13 protein-coding genes, 1 tRNA gene and 3 rRNA genes are annotated in these 20,908 nt (G+C 53.2%); 10 read left to right on the top strand and 7 right to left on the bottom strand.

The window, feature by feature from the left end; genetic code table 11:
- Nucleotides 1-228: 228 nt before the first annotated feature.
- Nucleotides 229-966: an outer membrane protein assembly factor BamD gene (gene bamD / locus HV355_RS05655; RefSeq protein WP_010434129.1), complete on the bottom strand. Its 738-nt coding sequence runs from the start codon at nucleotides 964-966 to the stop codon at nucleotides 229-231.
- Between the two features lie 131 nt (nucleotides 967-1,097).
- Between bamD and rluD the strand changes: the two genes are divergently transcribed.
- The 8 genes from rluD to HV355_RS05615 all read left to right on the top strand — a co-directional run bounded on the left by rluD (nucleotide 1,098) and on the right by HV355_RS05615 (nucleotide 12,430).
- Nucleotides 1,098-2,078, top strand: a complete 981-nt coding sequence (gene rluD / locus HV355_RS05650; protein ID WP_010434127.1) for a 23S rRNA pseudouridine(1911/1915/1917) synthase RluD — start codon at nucleotides 1,098-1,100, stop codon at nucleotides 2,076-2,078.
- Nucleotides 2,075-2,806, top strand: a complete 732-nt coding sequence (gene yfiH, locus HV355_RS05645; protein ID WP_182401171.1) for a purine nucleoside phosphorylase YfiH — start codon at nucleotides 2,075-2,077, stop codon at nucleotides 2,804-2,806. The genes rluD and yfiH overlap by 4 nt, the downstream gene beginning before the upstream one ends.
- A gap of 129 nt (nucleotides 2,807-2,935) precedes the next feature.
- Nucleotides 2,936-5,509: an ATP-dependent chaperone ClpB gene (clpB, locus tag HV355_RS05640; RefSeq protein ID WP_089600687.1), complete on the top strand. Its 2,574-nt coding sequence runs from the start codon at nucleotides 2,936-2,938 to the stop codon at nucleotides 5,507-5,509.
- Between the two features lie 428 nt (nucleotides 5,510-5,937).
- Nucleotides 5,938-7,477, top strand: a 16S ribosomal RNA gene (locus HV355_RS05635).
- A gap of 84 nt (nucleotides 7,478-7,561) precedes the next feature.
- Nucleotides 7,562-7,637: transfer RNA gene (locus HV355_RS05630), tRNA-Glu, on the top strand.
- Nucleotides 7,638-7,829: 192 nt separating this feature from the next.
- Nucleotides 7,830-10,735: ribosomal RNA gene (locus HV355_RS05625) — 23S ribosomal RNA — on the top strand.
- A 72-nt stretch (nucleotides 10,736-10,807) separates the two neighbouring features.
- Nucleotides 10,808-10,923: ribosomal RNA gene (gene rrf, locus HV355_RS05620) — 5S ribosomal RNA — on the top strand.
- The 16S, 23S and 5S rRNA genes sit together here with 1 tRNA gene alongside, the layout of an rRNA operon.
- A 211-nt stretch (nucleotides 10,924-11,134) precedes the next feature.
- Entirely contained in the window at nucleotides 11,135-12,430 is a 1,296-nt protein-coding gene (locus HV355_RS05615) for an MFS transporter (RefSeq protein ID WP_120157677.1), read from the top strand.
- Here the strand turns inward: HV355_RS05615 and HV355_RS05610 are convergent.
- The 5 genes from HV355_RS05610 to trxC form a co-directional block, all read right to left on the bottom strand.
- Entirely contained in the window at nucleotides 12,427-12,750 is a 324-nt protein-coding gene (locus tag HV355_RS05610) for a YfiM family lipoprotein (protein ID WP_182401169.1), read from the bottom strand. The genes HV355_RS05615 and HV355_RS05610 overlap by 4 nt on opposite strands.
- A 45-nt stretch (nucleotides 12,751-12,795) precedes the next feature.
- Nucleotides 12,796-14,148, bottom strand: coding sequence for a CDP-diacylglycerol--serine O-phosphatidyltransferase (gene pssA, locus HV355_RS05605; protein ID WP_249420841.1), 1,353 nt, complete (start codon nucleotides 14,146-14,148; stop codon nucleotides 12,796-12,798).
- A gap of 112 nt (nucleotides 14,149-14,260) precedes the next feature.
- Entirely contained in the window at nucleotides 14,261-16,924 is a 2,664-nt protein-coding gene (pat, locus tag HV355_RS05600; RefSeq protein ID WP_182401167.1) for a protein lysine acetyltransferase, read from the bottom strand.
- 35 nt (nucleotides 16,925-16,959) lie between these two features.
- Complete coding sequence (gene tapT, locus HV355_RS05595; RefSeq protein ID WP_089598420.1) at nucleotides 16,960-17,658, bottom strand: tRNA-uridine aminocarboxypropyltransferase; 699 nt, start codon at nucleotides 17,656-17,658, stop codon at nucleotides 16,960-16,962.
- Nucleotides 17,659-17,727: 69 nt separating this feature from the next.
- Nucleotides 17,728-18,147 (bottom strand): thioredoxin TrxC, encoded by a 420-nt coding sequence (gene trxC, locus HV355_RS05590; RefSeq protein ID WP_089598419.1) that lies wholly within the window; start codon nucleotides 18,145-18,147, stop codon nucleotides 17,728-17,730.
- A gap of 204 nt (nucleotides 18,148-18,351) precedes the next feature.
- On the opposite strand from trxC, the gene HV355_RS05585 reads away from it, so the two are divergent.
- Nucleotides 18,352-19,482, top strand: coding sequence for a tRNA/rRNA methyltransferase (locus tag HV355_RS05585; protein ID WP_089598418.1), 1,131 nt, complete (start codon nucleotides 18,352-18,354; stop codon nucleotides 19,480-19,482).
- A gap of 39 nt (nucleotides 19,483-19,521) precedes the next feature.
- Here HV355_RS05585 and ung read toward each other — a convergent pair whose 3' ends face one another.
- Nucleotides 19,522-20,211: a uracil-DNA glycosylase gene (gene ung, locus HV355_RS05580; protein WP_182401165.1), complete on the bottom strand. Its 690-nt coding sequence runs from the start codon at nucleotides 20,209-20,211 to the stop codon at nucleotides 19,522-19,524.
- Nucleotides 20,212-20,524: 313 nt separating this feature from the next.
- Here ung and grcA point away from each other — a divergent pair, with 313 nt between their 5' ends.
- On the top strand, nucleotides 20,525-20,908 hold the full coding sequence (gene grcA, locus HV355_RS05575; protein WP_008502190.1) for an autonomous glycyl radical cofactor GrcA: 384 nt from the start codon (nucleotides 20,525-20,527) through the stop codon (nucleotides 20,906-20,908).

Genomic DNA, 20,908 nt, shown 5'->3' with positions numbered 1-20,908 from the left:
ACCCGACCTAATGTCAAAATGTGTGATTTATATCACGTTATTTTGTCGCTTTTTGTCAGGGAATCTTTTTTGTGAGGCAGGGCAGGAAGAGGTGAGATTTACCTTGTCGAAGACAAAAATTGAGGCCATAGTTGACGGGATGTGTTGACGCTAAAGCGCTTCAGCGGGTGACAGAAATGAATAAAAAATCGGCAGCCCTGAGGCTGCCGATTTGCATTAACGCTTCTGTCAGGTGTTGCTGCTGTTCGCGGCGATGATTTTCGCGACCTTCTCAGCCTGCGAAGTCATCTGCATCTGACGATAGGCATTTTCCATCAGCTTCAGGCCATCGCGCGTTGCCTGAGTGTCCGGGTAGTCACGCAGCATACCTTCAACACGGTTAACCACGGCAACCCAGGCGCCACGGCGGGTGTAGTACTCAGCTACGGAGTATTCATATTTCGCCAGACGATCTTTCAGGAACACCAGACGCTTGGTGGCATCGGTAATGTACTGACTGTTCGGGTAGCCGCGCACCAGCTTGGAGAAGTCATTGAAGGCATCACGTGCGTGCTGCGGGTCACGGTCAGAACGATCCACGCCGAAGAAGCCCTGCAGCGCACTGTCATCCAACGCCATGTTGGTCAGTCCGCGCATATACATGACATAATCGATGTTAGGATGAGTTGGGTTCAGACGCATGAAGCGATCGATGGTGGCCTGAGCCAGCGGAAGATCGGCATTTTTATAGTACGCGTAGATAAGATCTAACTGTACCTGCTGTGAATAGGGACCAAATGGATAGCGATTATCCAACGCTTCCAGTTGCGTTATCGCCTGTTTCCAGTTACCGTCCTGCAACTTTTGTTGTGCAGTCGCATAGATTTCATTCGGCGGATTGTCAGGGACCTGTTCATTTGAACCGGAGCAGCCCACCAAAGCCAGGCTCAACGTGGCCGCTGCCACCAGATATTTCATGCGCGTCATGACGTTTTGACTTTCCTCAAATGTTTGTCCGGGAGAAACTCTGTTCCTGCTCCCGATTAAGACCAGCTACAATAGCACACTATATTAAACGGCAAAGCCGTAAAACCCAACGTTAAACGAAGAAGCAGTTTATGGCACAACGAGTAGAACTCACCGCAACAGTCTCCGAAAATCAGCTCGGTCAACGCTTAGATCAGGCTTTGGCCGAATTGTTCCCTGATTATTCGCGTTCACGCATAAAAGAATGGATCCTTGACCAGCGCGTGATGGTAAACGGCAAGATCTGGGACAAACCAAAAGAGAAAGTGTTAGGTGGGGAAGCTGTCGCCATCAATGCTGAAATCGAAGAGGAAATCCGCTTCGAGCCGCAGGATATCCCACTGGACATCGTCTATGAAGATGATGACATTCTGGTGATCAACAAGCCGCGCGACCTGGTTGTTCATCCGGGTGCGGGGAATCCTGACGGTACGGTACTTAACGCACTTCTCCATTATTACCCGCCAATCGTTGATGTACCGCGCGCCGGTATTGTGCACCGTCTGGATAAAGACACCACGGGTCTGATGGTAGTGGCAAAGACCGTTCCTGCTCAGACCCGTCTGGTGGAATCCCTGCAGTTGCGCGAAATCACCCGTGAGTATGAAGCTGTAGCCATTGGTCATATGACCTCTGGCGGCACGGTTGAAGAGCCTATCAGTCGTCACCCGACCAAACGTACCCATATGTCGGTGCACCCGATGGGTAAACCGGCGGTGACGCACTACCGCATCATGGAACATTTCCGCATACATACGCGCCTGCGTCTGCGTCTGGAAACCGGCCGTACTCACCAGATCCGCGTGCATATGGCGCACATTACCCATCCGCTGGTGGGCGATCAGGTTTACGGTGGTCGTCCTCGTCCCCCAAAAGGCGCGTCTGATGAGTTCATTTCTGTGCTGCGTAAGTTTGACCGTCAGGCACTGCACGCAACCATGCTGCGTCTTTACCACCCGATTACGGGGATTCAGATGGAATGGCATGCGCCGATCCCACAGGATATGGTGGAACTTATCGACGCCATGCGCGCTGACTTTGAAGAACATAAGGATCACGTGGACTGGTTATGACCAAACTGATTGTTCCAGAGTGGCCGCTGCCCGAAGGCGTGGCTGCCTGCAGTTCGACCCGAATCGGCGGTGTGAGCCAGGGTGCGTGGGAGTCGTTGAACCTCGGCGCGCACTGTGGTGACAACCTGGAACACGTTGAAGAAAACCGTAAACGTCTGTTTGCTGCGGGCAAGTTACCGTCTAAACCGGTCTGGCTTGAGCAGGTTCACGGCAAGGATGTGTTGACGCTGTCGGGGGAACCCTATGCGTCTAAACGTGCCGATGCCTCCTACAGCAACACGCCAGGAACGGTGTGCGCCGTGATGACCGCTGACTGCCTGCCGGTTCTGTTCTGTAACCGTGCGGGCACTGAAGTCGCGGCAGCTCATGCGGGCTGGCGTGGTCTGTGTGAAGGTGTGCTGGAAGAAACAGTCGCCTGCTTTAACGATGATCCAGACAATATCATCGCCTGGCTCGGCCCGGCCATTGGTCCTCGCGCATTTGAAGTGGGCCCAGAGGTCCGCGAAGCCTTTATGGAAAAAGATCCGCAAGCAGTGGAAGCCTTCCTGCCTTCAGGGGGTAAATATCTGGCCGATATCTACACGCTCGCTCGTCAGCGCCTGAATAACGTGGGCGTAACGCAGATCTTCGGCGGCGATCGCTGTACCTTCACCGAAAAGGGTGATTTTTTCTCTTATCGCCGCGACAACACGACGGGTCGTATGGCAAGTTTCATTTGGCTGATATAACCTAAAGAATCAAGACGATCCGGCACGTGCCGTTTTCTTTTCACATAATTCAGGTCATTAACCTTGAATAATTGAGGGATGACCTCATTTAATCTCCAGTAGCAAATTTGACCTGTAATGGGAGGAGTTATGCGTCTGGATCGTCTTACTAATAAATTCCAGCTTGCTCTCGCCGATGCCCAGTCTCTCGCACTGGGGCACGACAACCAATTTATCGAACCTCTTCATTTAATGAGCGCCTTGCTGAATCAGGAAGGGGGATCGGTACGTCCTTTATTAACGTCCGCTGGCATTAATGCTGGCCAGTTACGCACCGCTATCGATCAGGCGCTGAGCCGTTTACCGCAGGTAGAAGGTACCGGTGGTGACGTTCAACCGTCTCAGGATCTGGTGCGCGTGCTGAACCTTTGCGACAAGCTGGCGCAAAAACGTGGTGACAACTTTATATCGTCAGAGCTTTTTGTTCTGGCGGCGCTTGAATCACGCGGTACCTTAACCGACCTGCTGAAATCTGCTGGTGCAACCACCGCCAATGTGACTCAGGCGATTGAGAAAATGCGCGGAGGTGAAAGCGTGAACGATCAGGGAGCCGAAGACCAACGTCAGGCTTTGAAGAAATTTACGGTCGATCTGACCGAGCGTGCTGAACAGGGCAAACTTGACCCGGTGATCGGCCGTGACGAAGAAATTCGCCGTACTATCCAGGTACTGCAACGTCGTACCAAGAACAACCCGGTGCTGATTGGTGAACCGGGTGTTGGTAAAACCGCCATTGTTGAAGGGCTGGCGCAGCGTATCGTCAACGGCGAAGTGCCGGAGGGCCTGAAAGGCCGCCGCGTGCTGGCGCTGGATATGGGCGCGCTGGTGGCCGGTGCGAAATACCGTGGCGAGTTCGAAGAGCGTCTCAAAGGCGTGCTTAACGACCTGGCGAAACAGGAAGGCAACGTCATTCTGTTTATCGACGAGTTGCACACCATGGTCGGTGCCGGTAAAGCGGACGGCGCGATGGATGCCGGGAACATGCTGAAACCTGCGCTGGCGCGTGGTGAACTTCACTGCGTTGGTGCAACTACTCTGGATGAGTACCGTCAGTACATTGAGAAAGATGCTGCGCTGGAACGTCGTTTCCAGAAAGTGTTTGTTGCTGAGCCAAGCGTTGAAGATACCATCGCGATCCTGCGTGGCCTGAAAGAGCGCTATGAGCTGCACCACCATGTGCAGATTACTGATCCGGCCATCGTTGCGGCGGCGACGCTTTCACATCGTTATATCGCTGACCGTCAGTTGCCGGATAAAGCGATCGACCTGATCGACGAAGCGGCATCGAGCATTCGTATGCAGATTGACTCGAAACCGGAAGAGCTGGACCGTCTTGACCGCCGTATTATTCAGCTCAAGCTGGAACAGCAGGCGTTGAAGAAAGAGTCTGATGAAGCCAGTAAGAAACGCCTGGATATGCTGAACGAAGAGCTGGACGATAAAGAACGTCAGTACTCTGAGTTAGAAGAAGAGTGGAAAGCGGAGAAAGCGTCCCTTTCTGGCACCCAGACGATCAAAGCAGAGCTGGAACAGGCAAAAATCGCCATTGAGCAGGCGCGTCGCGTCGGTGACCTGGCGCGTATGTCTGAACTACAGTACGGCAAAATCCCTGAGCTGGAGAAACAGCTTGAGATTGCGACGCAGTCCGAAGGCAAAACGATGCGCTTGTTACGTAATAAAGTGACGGATGCAGAAATTGCTGAAGTGCTGGCGCGCTGGACCGGTATTCCAGTGGCACGCATGCTGGAAGGCGAGCGTGAGAAACTGCTGCGCATGGAGCAGGATCTCCACAATCGCGTGATTGGGCAAAACGAGGCGGTTGAGGCTGTTTCCAACGCTATTCGTCGTAGCCGTGCAGGGCTTTCCGATCCTAATCGTCCAATCGGTTCGTTCCTGTTCCTGGGGCCAACCGGTGTCGGTAAAACCGAGCTGTGTAAAGCGCTGGCTAACTTTATGTTCGACAGCGACGACGCGATGGTGCGTATCGATATGTCCGAGTTTATGGAGAAACACTCCGTCTCGCGTCTGGTCGGTGCGCCTCCGGGATATGTCGGTTATGAAGAAGGGGGCTACCTGACAGAAGCGGTTCGCCGCCGTCCTTACTCCGTCATCCTGCTGGATGAAGTGGAAAAAGCACACCCGGATGTGTTCAACATTCTGCTGCAGGTGCTGGATGATGGTCGTCTGACCGATGGGCAGGGGAGAACGGTCGATTTCCGTAATACGGTAGTGATTATGACGTCGAACCTGGGTTCCGATTTGATTCAGGAACGCTTCGGTGAGCTGGATTACGGCCATATGAAGGATCTGGTACTAGGTGTGGTCAGCCATAGCTTCCGTCCGGAGTTCATCAACCGTATTGATGAAGTCGTGGTCTTCCATCCTCTGGGTGAGAAACACATCGCGTCGATTGCGCAGATTCAGCTGCAGCGTCTTTATAAACGTCTGGAAGAGCGTGGATATGAAATCCACATCTCGGACGAGGCGCTGAAGCTGCTGAGCGAGAATGGTTACGACCCGGTGTACGGGGCTCGTCCATTGAAACGAGCTATCCAGCAGCAGATCGAAAACCCGCTGGCGCAGCAAATCCTTTCCGGGGAGCTGATTCCTGGCAAAGTTATCCGTCTCGAAGCCAACGACGATCGCATTGTGGCAGTGCAGTAAATCACAAAACTCAAAAACGAGCCGCTTGCGGCTCGTTTTTGTTTAAAAACCAGGCAAAAATTGAGGTGTGGGAGGTGCTTTGCCTGGAAAGTGAGCAGTCAGTAAATAATTTTCACTTTATCCTTGCAGCTTCGGAATTACTCCCTATAATGCGCCTCCACTGACACGGAACAACGGCACACACGCCGCCGGGTCAGCAGAGAAAAGCGAAAATAAACGCTTGACTCTGAAGCGGGAAGGCGTAATATGCACACCCCGCGCCGCTGCGAAAAGCGAAGCGGCACTGCTCTTTAACAATTTATCAGACAATCTGTGTGGGCACTCAAAGTGACATGGATTCTTAATGTCTCCGGACAATAAATGAATACCAAGTCTCTGAGTGAACATACGTAATTCATTACGAAGTTTAATTCACGAGCATCAAACTTAAATTGAAGAGTTTGATCATGGCTCAGATTGAACGCTGGCGGCAGGCCTAACACATGCAAGTCGAGCGGTAGCACAGAGAGCTTGCTCTCGGGTGACGAGCGGCGGACGGGTGAGTAATGTCTGGGAAACTGCCTGATGGAGGGGGATAACTACTGGAAACGGTAGCTAATACCGCATAACGTCGCAAGACCAAAGAGGGGGACCTTCGGGCCTCTTGCCATCAGATGTGCCCAGATGGGATTAGCTAGTAGGTGGGGTAACGGCTCACCTAGGCGACGATCCCTAGCTGGTCTGAGAGGATGACCAGCCACACTGGAACTGAGACACGGTCCAGACTCCTACGGGAGGCAGCAGTGGGGAATATTGCACAATGGGCGCAAGCCTGATGCAGCCATGCCGCGTGTATGAAGAAGGCCTTCGGGTTGTAAAGTACTTTCAGCGGGGAGGAAGGTGTTGAGGTTAATAACCTCAGCAATTGACGTTACCCGCAGAAGAAGCACCGGCTAACTCCGTGCCAGCAGCCGCGGTAATACGGAGGGTGCAAGCGTTAATCGGAATTACTGGGCGTAAAGCGCACGCAGGCGGTCTGTCAAGTCGGATGTGAAATCCCCGGGCTCAACCTGGGAACTGCATTCGAAACTGGCAGGCTAGAGTCTTGTAGAGGGGGGTAGAATTCCAGGTGTAGCGGTGAAATGCGTAGAGATCTGGAGGAATACCGGTGGCGAAGGCGGCCCCCTGGACAAAGACTGACGCTCAGGTGCGAAAGCGTGGGGAGCAAACAGGATTAGATACCCTGGTAGTCCACGCCGTAAACGATGTCGACTTGGAGGTTGTGCCCTTGAGGCGTGGCTTCCGGAGCTAACGCGTTAAGTCGACCGCCTGGGGAGTACGGCCGCAAGGTTAAAACTCAAATGAATTGACGGGGGCCCGCACAAGCGGTGGAGCATGTGGTTTAATTCGATGCAACGCGAAGAACCTTACCTACTCTTGACATCCAGAGAACTTAGCAGAGATGCTTTGGTGCCTTCGGGAACTCTGAGACAGGTGCTGCATGGCTGTCGTCAGCTCGTGTTGTGAAATGTTGGGTTAAGTCCCGCAACGAGCGCAACCCTTATCCTTTGTTGCCAGCGGTTCGGCCGGGAACTCAAAGGAGACTGCCAGTGATAAACTGGAGGAAGGTGGGGATGACGTCAAGTCATCATGGCCCTTACGAGTAGGGCTACACACGTGCTACAATGGCGCATACAAAGAGAAGCGACCTCGCGAGAGCAAGCGGACCTCATAAAGTGCGTCGTAGTCCGGATTGGAGTCTGCAACTCGACTCCATGAAGTCGGAATCGCTAGTAATCGTAGATCAGAATGCTACGGTGAATACGTTCCCGGGCCTTGTACACACCGCCCGTCACACCATGGGAGTGGGTTGCAAAAGAAGTAGGTAGCTTAACCTTCGGGAGGGCGCTTACCACTTTGTGATTCATGACTGGGGTGAAGTCGTAACAAGGTAACCGTAGGGGAACCTGCGGTTGGATCACCTCCTTACCTTAAAGAACCTGCCTTTGTAGTGCTCACACAGATTGTCTGATGAAAAGTAAATAGCAAGGCGTCTTGCGATTGAGACTTCACGTCCCCTTCGTCTAGAGGCCCAGGACACCGCCCTTTCACGGCGGTAACAGGGGTTCGAATCCCCTAGGGGACGCCACTTGCTGGTTCGTGAGTGAAAGTCACCTGCCTCAGTATCTCAAAACTCATCTTCGGGTGACGTTTGAGATATTTGCTCTTTAAAAATCTGGATCAAGCTGAAAATTGAAACGACACACATGTTATGTGTGTTCGAGTCTCTCAAATTTTCGCAATTTGATGATGAATCGAAAGAAACATCTTCGGGTTGTGAGGTTAAGCGACTAAGCGTACACGGTGGATGCCCTGGCAGTCAGAGGCGATGAAGGACGTGCTAATCTGCGAAAAGCGCCGGCGAGGTGATATGAACCTTTGACCCGGCGATGTCCGAATGGGGAAACCCAGTGTGTTCCGACACACTATCGTTAACTGAATACATAGGTTAACGAGGCGAACCGGGGGAACTGAAACATCTAAGTACCCCGAGGAAAAGAAATCAACCGAGATTCCCCCAGTAGCGGCGAGCGAACGGGGAGCAGCCCAGAGTCTGAATCAGCTTGTGTGTTAGTGGAAGCGTCTGGAAAGTCGCACGGTACAGGGTGATAGTCCCGTACACGAAAGCACACTTGCTGTGAACTCGAAGAGTAGGGCGGGACACGTGGTATCCTGTCTGAATATGGGGGGACCATCCTCCAAGGCTAAATACTCCTGACTGACCGATAGTGAACCAGTACCGTGAGGGAAAGGCGAAAAGAACCCCGGCGAGGGGAGTGAAAAAGAACCTGAAACCGTGTACGTACAAGCAGTGGGAGCCTACTTGTTAGGTGACTGCGTACCTTTTGTATAATGGGTCAGCGACTTATATTCTGTAGCAAGGTTAACCGTATAGGGGAGCCGAAGGGAAACCGAGTCTTAACTGGGCGTTAAGTTGCAGGGTATAGACCCGAAACCCGGTGATCTAGCCATGGGCAGGTTGAAGGTTGGGTAACACTAACTGGAGGACCGAACCGACTAATGTTGAAAAATTAGCGGATGACTTGTGGCTGGGGGTGAAAGGCCAATCAAACCGGGAGATAGCTGGTTCTCCCCGAAAGCTATTTAGGTAGCGCCTCGTGAACTCATCTTCGGGGGTAGAGCACTGTTTCGGCTAGGGGGCCATCCCGGCTTACCAACCCGATGCAAACTACGAATACCGAAGAATGTTATCACGGGAGACACACGGCGGGTGCTAACGTCCGTCGTGAAGAGGGAAACAACCCAGACCGCCAGCTAAGGTCCCAAAGTCATGGTTAAGTGGGAAACGATGTGGGAAGGCACAGACAGCCAGGATGTTGGCTTAGAAGCAGCCATCATTTAAAGAAAGCGTAATAGCTCACTGGTCGAGTCGGCCTGCGCGGAAGATGTAACGGGGCTAAACCATGCACCGAAGCTGCGGCAGCGACGCTTATGCGTTGTTGGGTAGGGGAGCGTTCTGTAAGCCGTTGAAGGTGGCCTGTGAGGGTTGCTGGAGGTATCAGAAGTGCGAATGCTGACATAAGTAACGATAATGCGGGTGAAAAGCCCGCACGCCGGAAGACCAAGGGTTCCTGTCCAACGTTAATCGGGGCAGGGTGAGTCGACCCCTAAGGCGAGGCCGAAAGGCGTAGTCGATGGGAAACAGGTTAATATTCCTGTACTTGGTGTTACTGCGAAGGGGGGACGGAGAAGGCTATGTTAGCCGGGCGACGGTTGTCCCGGTTTAAGCATGTAGGCGGGAAGTTTAGGTAAATCCGGACTTCTTTTAACGCTGAGGTGTGATGACGAGGCACTACGGTGCTGAAGTAACAAATGCCCTGCTTCCAGGAAAAGCCTCTAAGCATCAGGTAACATCAAATCGTACCCCAAACCGACACAGGTGGTCAGGTAGAGAATACCAAGGCGCTTGAGAGAACTCGGGTGAAGGAACTAGGCAAAATGGTGCCGTAACTTCGGGAGAAGGCACGCTGATGTGTAGGTGAAGCCCCTGCGGGTGGAGCTGAAATCAGTCGAAGATACCAGCTGGCTGCAACTGTTTATTAAAAACACAGCACTGTGCAAACACGAAAGTGGACGTATACGGTGTGACGCCTGCCCGGTGCCGGAAGGTTAATTGATGGGGTTAGCGGCAACGCGAAGCTCTTGATCGAAGCCCCGGTAAACGGCGGCCGTAACTATAACGGTCCTAAGGTAGCGAAATTCCTTGTCGGGTAAGTTCCGACCTGCACGAATGGCGTAATGATGGCCAGGCTGTCTCCACCCGAGACTCAGTGAAATTGAACTCGCTGTGAAGATGCAGTGTACCCGCGGCAAGACGGAAAGACCCCGTGAACCTTTACTATAGCTTGACACTGAACACTGGTCCTTGATGTGTAGGATAGGTGGGAGGCTTTGAAGCGTGGACGCCAGTCTGCGTGGAGCCGCCCTTGAAATACCACCCTTTAATGGCTGGTGTTCTAACGTAGACCCGTAATCCGGGTTGCGGACAGTGTCTGGTGGGTAGTTTGACTGGGGCGGTCTCCTCCCAAAGAGTAACGGAGGAGCACGAAGGTTAGCTAATCCTGGTCGGACATCAGGAGGTTAGTGCAATGGCATAAGCTAGCTTGACTGCGAGAGTGACGGCTCGAGCAGGTGCGAAAGCAGGTCATAGTGATCCGGTGGTTCTGAATGGAAGGGCCATCGCTCAACGGATAAAAGGTACTCCGGGGATAACAGGCTGATACCGCCCAAGAGTTCATATCGACGGCGGTGTTTGGCACCTCGATGTCGGCTCATCACATCCTGGGGCTGAAGTAGGTCCCAAGGGTATGGCTGTTCGCCATTTAAAGTGGTACGCGAGCTGGGTTTAGAACGTCGTGAGACAGTTCGGTCCCTATCTGCCGTGGGCGCTGGAGAATTGAGGGGGGCTGCTCCTAGTACGAGAGGACCGGAGTGGACGCATCACTGGTGTTCGGGTTGTCATGCCAATGGCATTGCCCGGTAGCTAAATGCGGAAAAGATAAGTGCTGAAAGCATCTAAGCACGAAACTTGCCCCGAGATGAGTTCTCCCTGACCCTTTAAGGGTCCTGAAGGAACGTTGAAGACTACGACGTTGATAGGTCGGGTGTGTAAGCGCAGCGATGCGTTGAGCTAACCGATACTAATGAACCGTGAGGCTTAACCTTACAACGCCGAAGGTGTTTCGGCGAAGAGACAGACACGATATTTTCAGCCTGATACAGATTTAACAGAATTTGCCTGGCGGCTTTAGCGCGGTGGTCCCACCTGACCCCATGCCGAACTCAGAAGTGAAACGCCGTAGCGCCGATGGTAGTGTGGGGTCTCCCCATGTGAGAGTAGGGAACTGCCAGGCATCAATCAGAAGAACCCCGTACCGAAAGGTGCGGGGTTTTTTGCTTTTGGATTTTCTCTTAATTAGCCTTTCTCCTAATCGCTTATCCTGCTAATGGAATGTGTGATCTCTGTCTCAATGTTGTTTATAACAAAATTATAACATTTCATTTACGAGGTAATTGAGTCTCCTGGCTCAATACGCCGCTGTTTATGGCTGGAGCATAATCACAATGACAGAAAGCATTGCATCAAACGGGACGCTGGCTAACAGTGATACCCGCAGAAGGGTATGGGCAATCGTCAGTGCCTCTTCAGGGAACCTTGTTGAATGGTTCGACTTTTACGTCTACTCATTCTGTTCACTCTATTTCGCACATATCTTCTTTCCTTCGGGAAACACCACGACGCAGTTGCTACAAACGGCAGGGGTATTCGCTGCAGGATTCTTAATGCGACCAATCGGTGGCTGGCTGTTCGGTCGCATTGCGGATCGTCGTGGTCGTAAGGCCTCCATGTTGATCTCGGTTTGTATGATGTGCTTTGGCTCGCTGGTGATCGCCTGTCTACCGGGATATGAATCGATTGGGACCTGGGCACCGGCGCTACTTTTACTGGCCCGCTTATTCCAGGGGCTATCTGTCGGCGGTGAATACGGTACCAGTGCGACCTACATGAGTGAGATTGCACTGGAAGGCCGTAAAGGTTTTTACGCCTCATTCCAGTACGTCACGCTAATTGGTGGTCAACTGTTGGCCATCCTTGTCGTGGTGATCCTGCAGCAGATTTTGACGGATGAGCAGCTTCACACCTGGGGATGGCGGATTCCTTTCGCCATGGGGGCAGTACTGGCTATCGTCGCACTTTGGCTGCGTCGTCAGTTAGATGAGACCTCTCAGAAGGAAGTCAGAACGCTGAAGGAGGCGGGAACATTCAAAGGGTTATGGCGTAACCGCAAGGCTTTCCTGATGGTGCTGGGCTTTACTGCGGGCGGCTCTCTCAGTTTTTACACTTTCACCACTTATATGCAGAAGTATCTGGTGAACACTACAGGTATGCATGCGAATGTCGCCAGCGTTGTCATGACGGTGGCTTTATTTGTTTTTATGCTCATACAACCGCTCATCGGAGCGCTCTCGGATAAGATGGGTCGACGTACGTCGATGCTCATTTTTGGCGGATTATCTGCATTATGTACCGTCCCCATTTTGACTGCGCTTCAGCATGTTTCCTCACCGTATGCGGCATTTGCGCTGGTGATGGTGGCGATGGTGATCGTTAGTTTCTATACCTCGATCAGCGGCATACTCAAGGCGGAAATGTTCCCGGCTCAGGTTCGTGCGCTGGGGGTTGGGCTTTCGTATGCAGTGGCGAATGCGATTTTTGGCGGGTCTGCGGAATACGTTGCCCTGTCGCTAAAATCATGGGGCAGTGAAACAACGTTTTTCTGGTATGTCACGGTGATGGGGGCTCTGGCTTTCATTGTGTCCCTGATGCTGCACCGCAAGGGTAAAGGTATTCGACTTTAATAATGCGCCAACTGCCACACGGCATAGCCGGTCGTTGCGCCGGCGACATCCCAGGCAAAATCTTTCCAGCTCCAGCCGCTTCCTGCGGGGCGGCTGTCCCAAAGCTCTTTTGATGCTCCAAGGCTTACTGAGAACATCAGGCCGATTGCCGCACTCCGATCCCTGCTGTATCCCTGATGTTGCGCATACTCATTACCGGCAGCGGACAACATGGCTGAAGCGATAAAGTGTTGGGCTTTATCCTGACCGGACCAGCTATCGTTAGCCATGTGGCTACATCCTGTCAGGCACAAGAGGGCGAATAAGAGAGGGATGCGCATTAACGAACTCCATAAAAAAGCCCTGCTAATGACAGGGCCTGAACATTACAGAATACGGCTGATGAGGCGGTCTATCCGGATCCGACGTAAACGACGAATAAGTTTACGGACCTTCACAGGATAATCGGCAATGCTCTGCAGATCGCGGTAATGGCGAACGACGGTGGTATGAGTACGAATCAATTCCAGCTCGCGCTCGCGTTTCGCGGCTAATTCATGCTGCGGATCGTGGATCAAAATGGCATTTTCCAGATCCAGGCGCCAGGCGCGTGGATTCAGGTTATTGCCTGTCAGCAGCATCCATTCATCGTCGACCCACATACCCTTAAGGTGATAGCTGTTGTCTTCATCTTTCCAGAGACGCACAACCAGTTGGTCGGTATTCACATAATACTGCAAACGGCTCAGGAATCGACGCAGGTTGATCTCATAGAGATAAGGTAACGCGCCGATAATCTTGAACGGCTGATCTTCCGGGATAAAGAAGTCGTTTGCCGTTTTATCCCCGACAATGATTTCCACTTTTTTACCATCACGCAGCAGCTGGATGATATTGCGAACCAGCACCGCGGGAAGGTTAAAGTACGGCGTGCAGATGGTCAGTTTCTGTCCCGCACACGGCATTAAATGGAAAATGGTCTTGTTCAGCAGGCTCGATTTGCCTAAACCAACGAGTGGCGTAACGGAAAGCTCTTCGTTATTGGCATCGCCCTGAAAATGATACACCGCATCGCGCAGCTCCTGACGGAAAGTGCGAACATCGTTTTTGATTTCGGGGCTTTTAGGTCGATGGGGATCGTCGAGACGGTTCACGCCACGGCCATGGACCAGGTGTCTGTCAACCCAGTTAAACATGATATCCGCCATCTGCGCATTGCGAATCAGATGGTAGCGGTCATATCGATATTTATCGAGCTGATGGAGGTAAACGTCATTCAGACTCGCGCCGCTGTAGAGGACGCTATCATCAATAATGAAGCCTTTGAAATGCAGAACGCCGAGTGCTTCACGGGTATTGACCGGTACGCCATAAACCGGCACATCGACGCCAGGGTTCTCCTGCGCCGTGCGGCAATACCAGTCAGCATTCGTGTTAGACGCCGCCGCACCAATGCGGCCGCGCTGTGCACGGTGCCAGTCAACCAGAACGCGAACATCCAGCTCCGGACGTTGACGCTTAGCTTCATAGAGCGCGTTCAGGATCGCGCGCCCGCCTTCATCTTGTTCAAGATACAGCGCCACAATACAAATACGTCGCGTAGCGCTGGCGATCTTTTCCAGGATCGTCTCCCGAAAATGAGCGGGAGCGTAAAAGAACTCTACATCATCAACTGACTGAGAAATCTTCGGTAGTTGAGCAAGGTGTTGTTGATGTTTATTACGCTTGAATTTTGACAACATCACAGTGCGTTTCTTCTCTGTTCATTGAAGGGTTGTCTGTAGCATGCAAACAACATAAGCGGACAATGATACCCCAGTGCTATCAAAAGTGGGTAACATTTCCAGTAGGTTACTCTTGTTTATCTGCTGATGTCAGGGGGAGGGACAAGGCCACAATCCCTTCGTCCAGCTGAACATCCACGTCAAAACCCAGTTTGCGCGCCAGAGTGACCATACCGCGATTGTTGGGCATAGTAATGCCATTCAGGCGGAGCAATCCGTGATCTCGCGTATAACTGATGAGTTTTTCCAGCAGCCGTCTCCCCAGGCCCAGGCCTTTCAAATCAGAGCGTACCAGCACGGCAAACTCCGCATCGATATTATCCGGATCCGAAATAGCACGCGTCACGCCAAGGATCTCATCACTCTGCCCGGAACGCCGTACGGCCACAACCGCCATTTCTCGATCGTAGTCGATCTGCGTCATATTGGCTAAATCATCATGAGTGAATTCATTGATCTCGCTAAAGTAGCGGTAGTAAAGATCTTCTTTGGTCACCTGAGAGATGAACGTGCGTAGCTGCGGCTCATCTTCCGGCAGAATAGGGCGGAAGAGCGCGCGTTCGCCGTTTTTCATCTCCACCCATTCTTCGAGGTGTAAAGGATAAGGGCGGATCGCCAGACGGCTCTCTCTGTCTCCTGTGAATGGCGCAATATCCAGCGTGACATCCAGCGCGATAAACTCATTGCCGGACGCGAGCAGCGGGTGAATATCCAACCGCTGAATCTCGGCACAATCCACAATCAGGTTAGAGACCTGCACCAGGAACTGGCTTAATCCGGCAATATCAAGCGGGCGCAGGGCGCTCCGGCCACGGATTTTTTTGCTCTTTATCGCCTGTATTATCAGATAGCGTGCCAGATTCATATTCAATGGCGGTAATGCCACCACCGCCTGCTCTTCAGGTCGCCAGTCAACGCCGCCTTCACCCAGCATAATCAGCGGCCCAAAGACCGGATCGTGCTCAACCACCACGCGTAGCTCCTGGGCGCCTGCTCGGTTAGCCATGCTTTGCACGAGAAGGCCGTGGATCCTGGCCTGCGGCCAGGCCATTTTGACGCGATCGAAAATGGCATCTGCAGCTTGCTGCACTTCCGCAGCCGTGCGTAAGTACAACATTACGCCCTGAATATCCGACTTATGTGGGATATCCGGAGAGCGAAGCTTCAGGGCAACCGGGTAGCCAATTTGCTCAGCAATATGGACGGCTTCCGCGCTGTCGCTGGCGATCCATGTCGGCAGCGTTTGCATGCCGTAACTGCCGAGAACGGGCTGTACCTCATGCGTGTCGAGCGAGGTCGCCCCCTCTTCGATAGCCTGCTGCAGCAGTCGGTGGACGTCGACGGCATTCGCAGTCAGGTTACCTGGTAAAGCCGGGGTTTCACGCAGTTGCTTTTGGTTACGACGGTATTCCACCATATGCATAAATGCGGTGATAGTGCCTTCTGGTGTGCGATACGTCGGCAACCCGGCTTCACTGAACAGCCGGCGTGCCTCCTGAGAGGAAAATTCACCGCACCAGTTGGTGAGTACGGTAACGTATTTGCCGCGCGGATGATTACGCACAGCGTCAATGAGCGTCCGCGCGCTTTCAGTACCAGGCGCAACCGCACTGGGCGAGTGGATGATCATGAGCGCGTCGAAATCCTGGCTGTCCAGCAAAATTGAAATGGCCTTTATATAGCGCTCGCTGCTGGCATCATCGCGTAAATCCAGCGGGTTTCCGGGTGCGACGCTGACGGGTAATGCCTCACGCAGGTGTTGAAGCGTCTCTTCGCCGAGCGTAGCCAGCTTGCCGTTGCGTAGCCAGAGCTCATCCAGTGCCAGCGCTGCAGGTGCCGCCCCATTGCTGACAATCATTAGCTTTTCGCCGCGTAACGGACGCATATGGCTCAGCGTCTCAACGGCGGAAAAAAGCTCGTGCGTATCCTGCACCCGAAGTAAACCGGCACGCTGGATCGCGGCATCCCACGCGGGATCCATACCTGAATGCGAATTCAGCAGACGCTGCGCCGCCGGGCTACGCCCACTTTTGATGACCAGGATCGGTTTATTGCGCGATGCGCTACGCGAAGCTGACACAAAACGACGGGCATCGCTTAAGTGCTCGAGGTAGAGAAGAATCGCGCTGGTTTTACTGTCTCTGGCCAGAAAATCCAGCAGTTCATCTACGTCGATATCGAGGCTATCACCCAGAGCGATGAAGTAGGAGAATCCCATCTCACGTTGCTGCGCCCAGTCGAGAATGGTGTTCGATACGGCTGCCGACTGCGAGATAAAGGCCAGTTTGCCTTTGCGGATAGGCACCGGGGAGAAGCTGGCGTTCAGTCCTTGCCATGGTGCGAGCAGTCCCAGACTGTTTGGCCCCAGAATACGCATCTGAAAGCGACCGGCACAAGCAAGGAGTTCTGGCTGCTGTTCAGGAGGTGAGGAGAGGATAATGCAGGTTTTGCACCCTTTTTGGCCAAGTGACTCCAGTAAGTCCAGATTCCGTTTCGCATGCGTACAGATGATGGCGAGGTCGGGAACGAAGGGCAGGCTCTGAATATCTGGCCACGCAAGCACGCCCTGAACGGCTTTATAAGCAGGGGTGACGGGCATAACAGGGCCATTAAATCCGCCAGCCAGCAGGTTACGCATCATCAGGTAACCCGCACGGTCCGGTTTCATGGAGGCACCAATAACGGCAATGGATTTAGGTCGTAGTAGCGCTTCTAACCCTCGCTGGCTCATGCAACTCTCCTGTGAATGCAAGCGGCCTGATGATTTTAAACGCTTTCTGCCTCGGCTGCTGTGACGCTGCCCTTATGAACGGTTTTTCCTGCCAGGTAACGCTCGCGGAAACAGGAAAAATGGCTGCCTAACGCGCTGGCGGCCAGGGTATCTCCGGCCAGATCCAGAAGCGCAATTGCCACTTCCGCCGTACAATATTGCCCGTCAGCATGGGCTTCACGCAGGCGATAGGCCGAGACGCGAGACAAATCGACCGAAATCACCGGTAATGCATCCAGATAGGGGCTTTTGCGGAACATTTTTCGCGCTTCGGTCCAGGTGCCGTCCAGCATAATAAACAGCGGCGGTTTACCGGATGGCGGCGCAGAAAGAACCTGACGCTGTTCTCCCGCGTAGGACGCCGGGAAAACCACCATTGGCTGATAGTCGGGGTTTGTGACTAAATCGAGCAGTGCCTGAGGGGGTTCTGTACGAGACCATTGAAACGCGGCGGTATTCGGCAAAATATCGGCGATAAGACGCCCCGTATTGCTGGGCTTCATCGGCTCGGTATCGAACATGACGAGACAAAAACGGCTTTCCGCCGTACTCGGGGTAAGCGTCTCGCAGAGGCAAACCTTCAGCGGCAGCAGGCAGCGCTGACAGCGGCGGATACGGTTGCCGCGGGCAAGAAACGGGCGCGTGGCGCGCGCAAGGCGTTCGGCGCGTAATTGGAGAACAGCGTTATCAGTCATGGGCGAAATGCAGGAAAAACCCTATTTTCGCAGAGGCGAGAACGGGGCACAAGATGTGCCCCGAGATTGTTACAGCGACTCGTTTAACCAGCTTTCAAATGGTGCCTTCGGAACTGCGCCGTTGAGCATGTCGATCACTTCACCATTTTTGAAAATCATAATGGTCGGGATGCTGCGAATACGAAAACGTGCGCTCAGTTCGCGCTCGGCTTCGGTGTTCACCTTAACGAAACGCATTTTTCCACTACGCTCTTCGGCCACGTCTTCGAAGATCGGCGCAAAGCTGCGGCAGGGGCCGCACCACGGTGCCCAGAAATCGACCACCACAGGAAGATCGTCCTTGAGGAGTTTGTCCAGCGTAGCACCCGTCGCGTTAATGACATCGCCATCAAACAATTCATGGCCACAACGTCCGCATTTCGCACCATCTTCCATCCGATCGTCCGGAATGCGATTAAGAGCCTGACAGTTGGCACATACGGTATTCATAACTAACCTCTGATAGAGCCGTGGGACAGCGGCAGAACGCCGATAATGTTTCTAATATGTTACATATTATCAATGAGCCTGTTTGAAACAACAATGCGTTTTATTCAATGAGAACAATAGTCACAGGCTTTTGTACGAAATTATGGCTATGCGCTGGCACATCGGGTAATCTGCGCGCTTCGCGCAGCGCTGGTGGAGAAAAGCATGAACGACGAAATGAAAAACAAAAGCGGCAAGGTCAAAGTGATGTATGTCCGCAGTGATGATGACTCTGATAAACGCACCCAAAATCCGCGTACCGGAAAAGGGGGCGGGCGTCCGGCGTCTTCTCGTGCAGACGGTGGCCGTCGCCCCGCCCGCGATGACAAAAATACCCGCGGTGATGACCGCAAACGTGACGATCGCAAACGCGATGACCGTCCGCGTTCCGACCGCCCACGCAATGACCGTCCACGCGACGATCGTCCGCGTGATGACTTCTCACGCGATAACGCCTCACCGTGGCGCACCGTTTCTCGCGCTCCTGGCGATGAGACGCCAGAAAAAGCCGATCACGGCGGTATCAGCGGTAAGAGCTTTATCGACCCGGAAGTGCTGCGCCGTCAGCGTGCGGAAGAGACCCGCGTGTATGGCGAGAATGCCTGTCAGGCCCTGTTCCAGAGCCGTCCTGAGTGTATCGTCCGCGCCTGGTTTATCCAGAGCGTGACTCCGCGCTTCAAAGAAGCGCTGCGCTGGATGGCCGCGAACCGCAAAGCCTACCACGTTGTGGATGATGCCGAGCTGACCAAAGCGTCCGGTACCGAACACCACGGCGGCGTTTGCTTCCTGATCAAAAAACGTAACGGCACCACCGTGCAGCAGTGGGTCAGCCAGGCGGATGCCGATGACTGCGTGCTGGCGCTGGAAGATGTGGGCAACCCGCACAACCTGGGTGCGATGATGCGTAGCTGCGCGCACTTTGGCGTGAAAGGCGTACTGTTGCAGGATGCCGCGCTGCTGGAATCCGGTGCCGCGATCCGTACTGCGGAAGGCGGAGCAGAGCACGTACAGCCGATCACCGGCGACAGCGTTCTGGATGCCCTTGAGCAGTTCCGTAAAGCGGGCTATTCCATCGTGACCACCTCGAGCCATGCCGGTACGCCGCTGTTTAAAGCGACGTTGCCACGTAAGATGGTGTTGGTGTTAGGTCAGGAACGCGATGGTCTGTCTGATGCAGCGCTCTCCAGTGCGGATCTGAGCGTCTCTATTGACGGGACAGGCAATGTGGAAAGTCTGAACGTTTCCGTTGCAACCGGCGTGCTGCTGGCTGAATGGTGGCGTCAGAATAAGGCATAAGCCTCTTATGTGCCGGGCCTGACCCGGCACATTCAAATCCTACTCGCTCTCTGCCGGTAACACAGGCATCCAGTCAATTGGCGTTTCGCCACGTTTTTCCAGCCATTCATTCGCCAGAACAAAATGATTACTGCCAAAGAAACCGCGATGAGCAGACAGCGGTGATGGGTGCGGTGCTTTCAACACGTGATGACGCTGACGGTCAATAATCGCCCCTTTCTTCTGCGCGTGAGAACCCCAGAGTAAAAACACCACCCCTTCGCGATGCTCGTTGATCAGGCTGATGACTTTATCGGTAAAGGTCTCCCATCCAAGGCTGGCGTGCGAGTGCGCCTGGCCCGCGCGCACGGTCAGGACGGTGTTCAGTAGCAGCACACCTTGATGCGCCCAGCTTTCCAGGTAGCCGTGGTTTGGCCGGGTAAACCCGGGCACGGTTCCCTCAAGCTCTTTATACATGTTGAGCAGAGAAGGGGGGATAGCCACGCCCGGACGTACGGAAAACGCCAGCCCATGGGCTTGCCCTGGGCCGTGATAGGGATCCTGACCCAAAATAACCACTTTTACATCGCTCAGTTCGGTATAGCGAAAGGCGTTGAACACATCTTTCTGCGGCGGGTAAATCGTCTGTCCGGACTGGCGCTCAGCAGCAACGCTGCTGAGCGTATTGATAAAATAAGGCTGCTGCTTTTCTTCTGCCAGCACGTCATGCCAGGTTAAAGGTGTCGTCATCTCGCTCTCCTGCGAATCTCAATCTGTGACTAGCTTACCTGTTTAACCCCGGTGAGCAAAATTACACGCTGAAATGTGCGCTAAGTGGCTAAATTTATTTTGAAAAGATGCAGGGAAAGTTGAATTGGTAAGGCTGTGAAATTGATCTAAAACAATAAATTCAAACCACACTCTTTATGTGGTTGGTGTTTTTGTTGATTTAAATCAATAAATCACCGAGGTGTGAATGATATATATACACACAAGAAACAATGGTTTTACCAATTGGCCGCGAGAGGCCGACATCAGTTAATGTAGCCTAGGGAGGCAACACATGATTACAGGTATCCAGATTACTAAAGCTGCAAATGACGATCTGCTCAACTCTTTCTGGCTGTTGGACAGCGAGAAAAACGAAGCGCGCTGTGTCGTAGCGAAAGCGGGTTTTGCAGAAGACGAAATCGTGCCAGTGAGCAAACTGGGCGAAATCGAATACCGTGAAATCCCAATGGAAGTGAAACCAGAAGTGCGCGTTGAAGGTGGTCAGCACCTGAACGTTAACGTGCTGCGTCGCGAAACGCTGATGGATGCCGTTGAGCACCCTGAAAAATACCCACAGCTGACCATTCGTGTGTCTGGCTATGCGGTACGCTTCAACTCACTGACTCCAGAACAGCAGCGCGACGTTATTGCCCGTACCTTTACTGAAAGCCTGTAA

Source organism: Enterobacter sp. RHBSTW-01064 (genome assembly GCF_014103035.1).
In the GTDB taxonomy this organism is placed as follows: domain Bacteria; phylum Pseudomonadota; class Gammaproteobacteria; order Enterobacterales; family Enterobacteriaceae; genus Enterobacter; species Enterobacter mori.
Note: the sequence above shows the minus strand (reverse complement) of the source record. Positions and strands in the feature narration are given on the sequence as shown.

What these genes read in the sequence shown, in the direction of transcription:
- bamD (WP_010434129.1), bottom strand. Translation starts at nt 966, where the DNA reads ATGACGCGCATGAAATATCTGGTGGCAGCGGCCACGTTGAGCCTGGCT.
- rluD (WP_010434127.1), top strand. Translation starts at nt 1,098, where the DNA reads ATGGCACAACGAGTAGAACTCACCGCAACAGTCTCCGAAAATCAGCTC.
- yfiH (WP_182401171.1), top strand. Translation starts at nt 2,075, where the DNA reads ATGACCAAACTGATTGTTCCAGAGTGGCCGCTGCCCGAAGGCGTGGCT.
- clpB (WP_089600687.1), top strand. Translation starts at nt 2,936, where the DNA reads ATGCGTCTGGATCGTCTTACTAATAAATTCCAGCTTGCTCTCGCCGAT.
- HV355_RS05615 (WP_120157677.1), top strand. Translation starts at nt 11,135, where the DNA reads ATGACAGAAAGCATTGCATCAAACGGGACGCTGGCTAACAGTGATACC.
- HV355_RS05610 (WP_182401169.1), bottom strand. Translation starts at nt 12,750, where the DNA reads ATGCGCATCCCTCTCTTATTCGCCCTCTTGTGCCTGACAGGATGTAGC.
- pat (WP_182401167.1), bottom strand. Translation starts at nt 16,924, where the DNA reads ATGAGCCAGCGAGGGTTAGAAGCGCTACTACGACCTAAATCCATTGCC.
- tapT (WP_089598420.1), bottom strand. Translation starts at nt 17,658, where the DNA reads ATGACTGATAACGCTGTTCTCCAATTACGCGCCGAACGCCTTGCGCGC.
- trxC (WP_089598419.1), bottom strand. Translation starts at nt 18,147, where the DNA reads ATGAATACCGTATGTGCCAACTGTCAGGCTCTTAATCGCATTCCGGAC.
- HV355_RS05585 (WP_089598418.1), top strand. Translation starts at nt 18,352, where the DNA reads ATGAACGACGAAATGAAAAACAAAAGCGGCAAGGTCAAAGTGATGTAT.
- ung (WP_182401165.1), bottom strand. Translation starts at nt 20,211, where the DNA reads ATGACGACACCTTTAACCTGGCATGACGTGCTGGCAGAAGAAAAGCAG.
- grcA (WP_008502190.1), top strand. Translation starts at nt 20,525, where the DNA reads ATGATTACAGGTATCCAGATTACTAAAGCTGCAAATGACGATCTGCTC.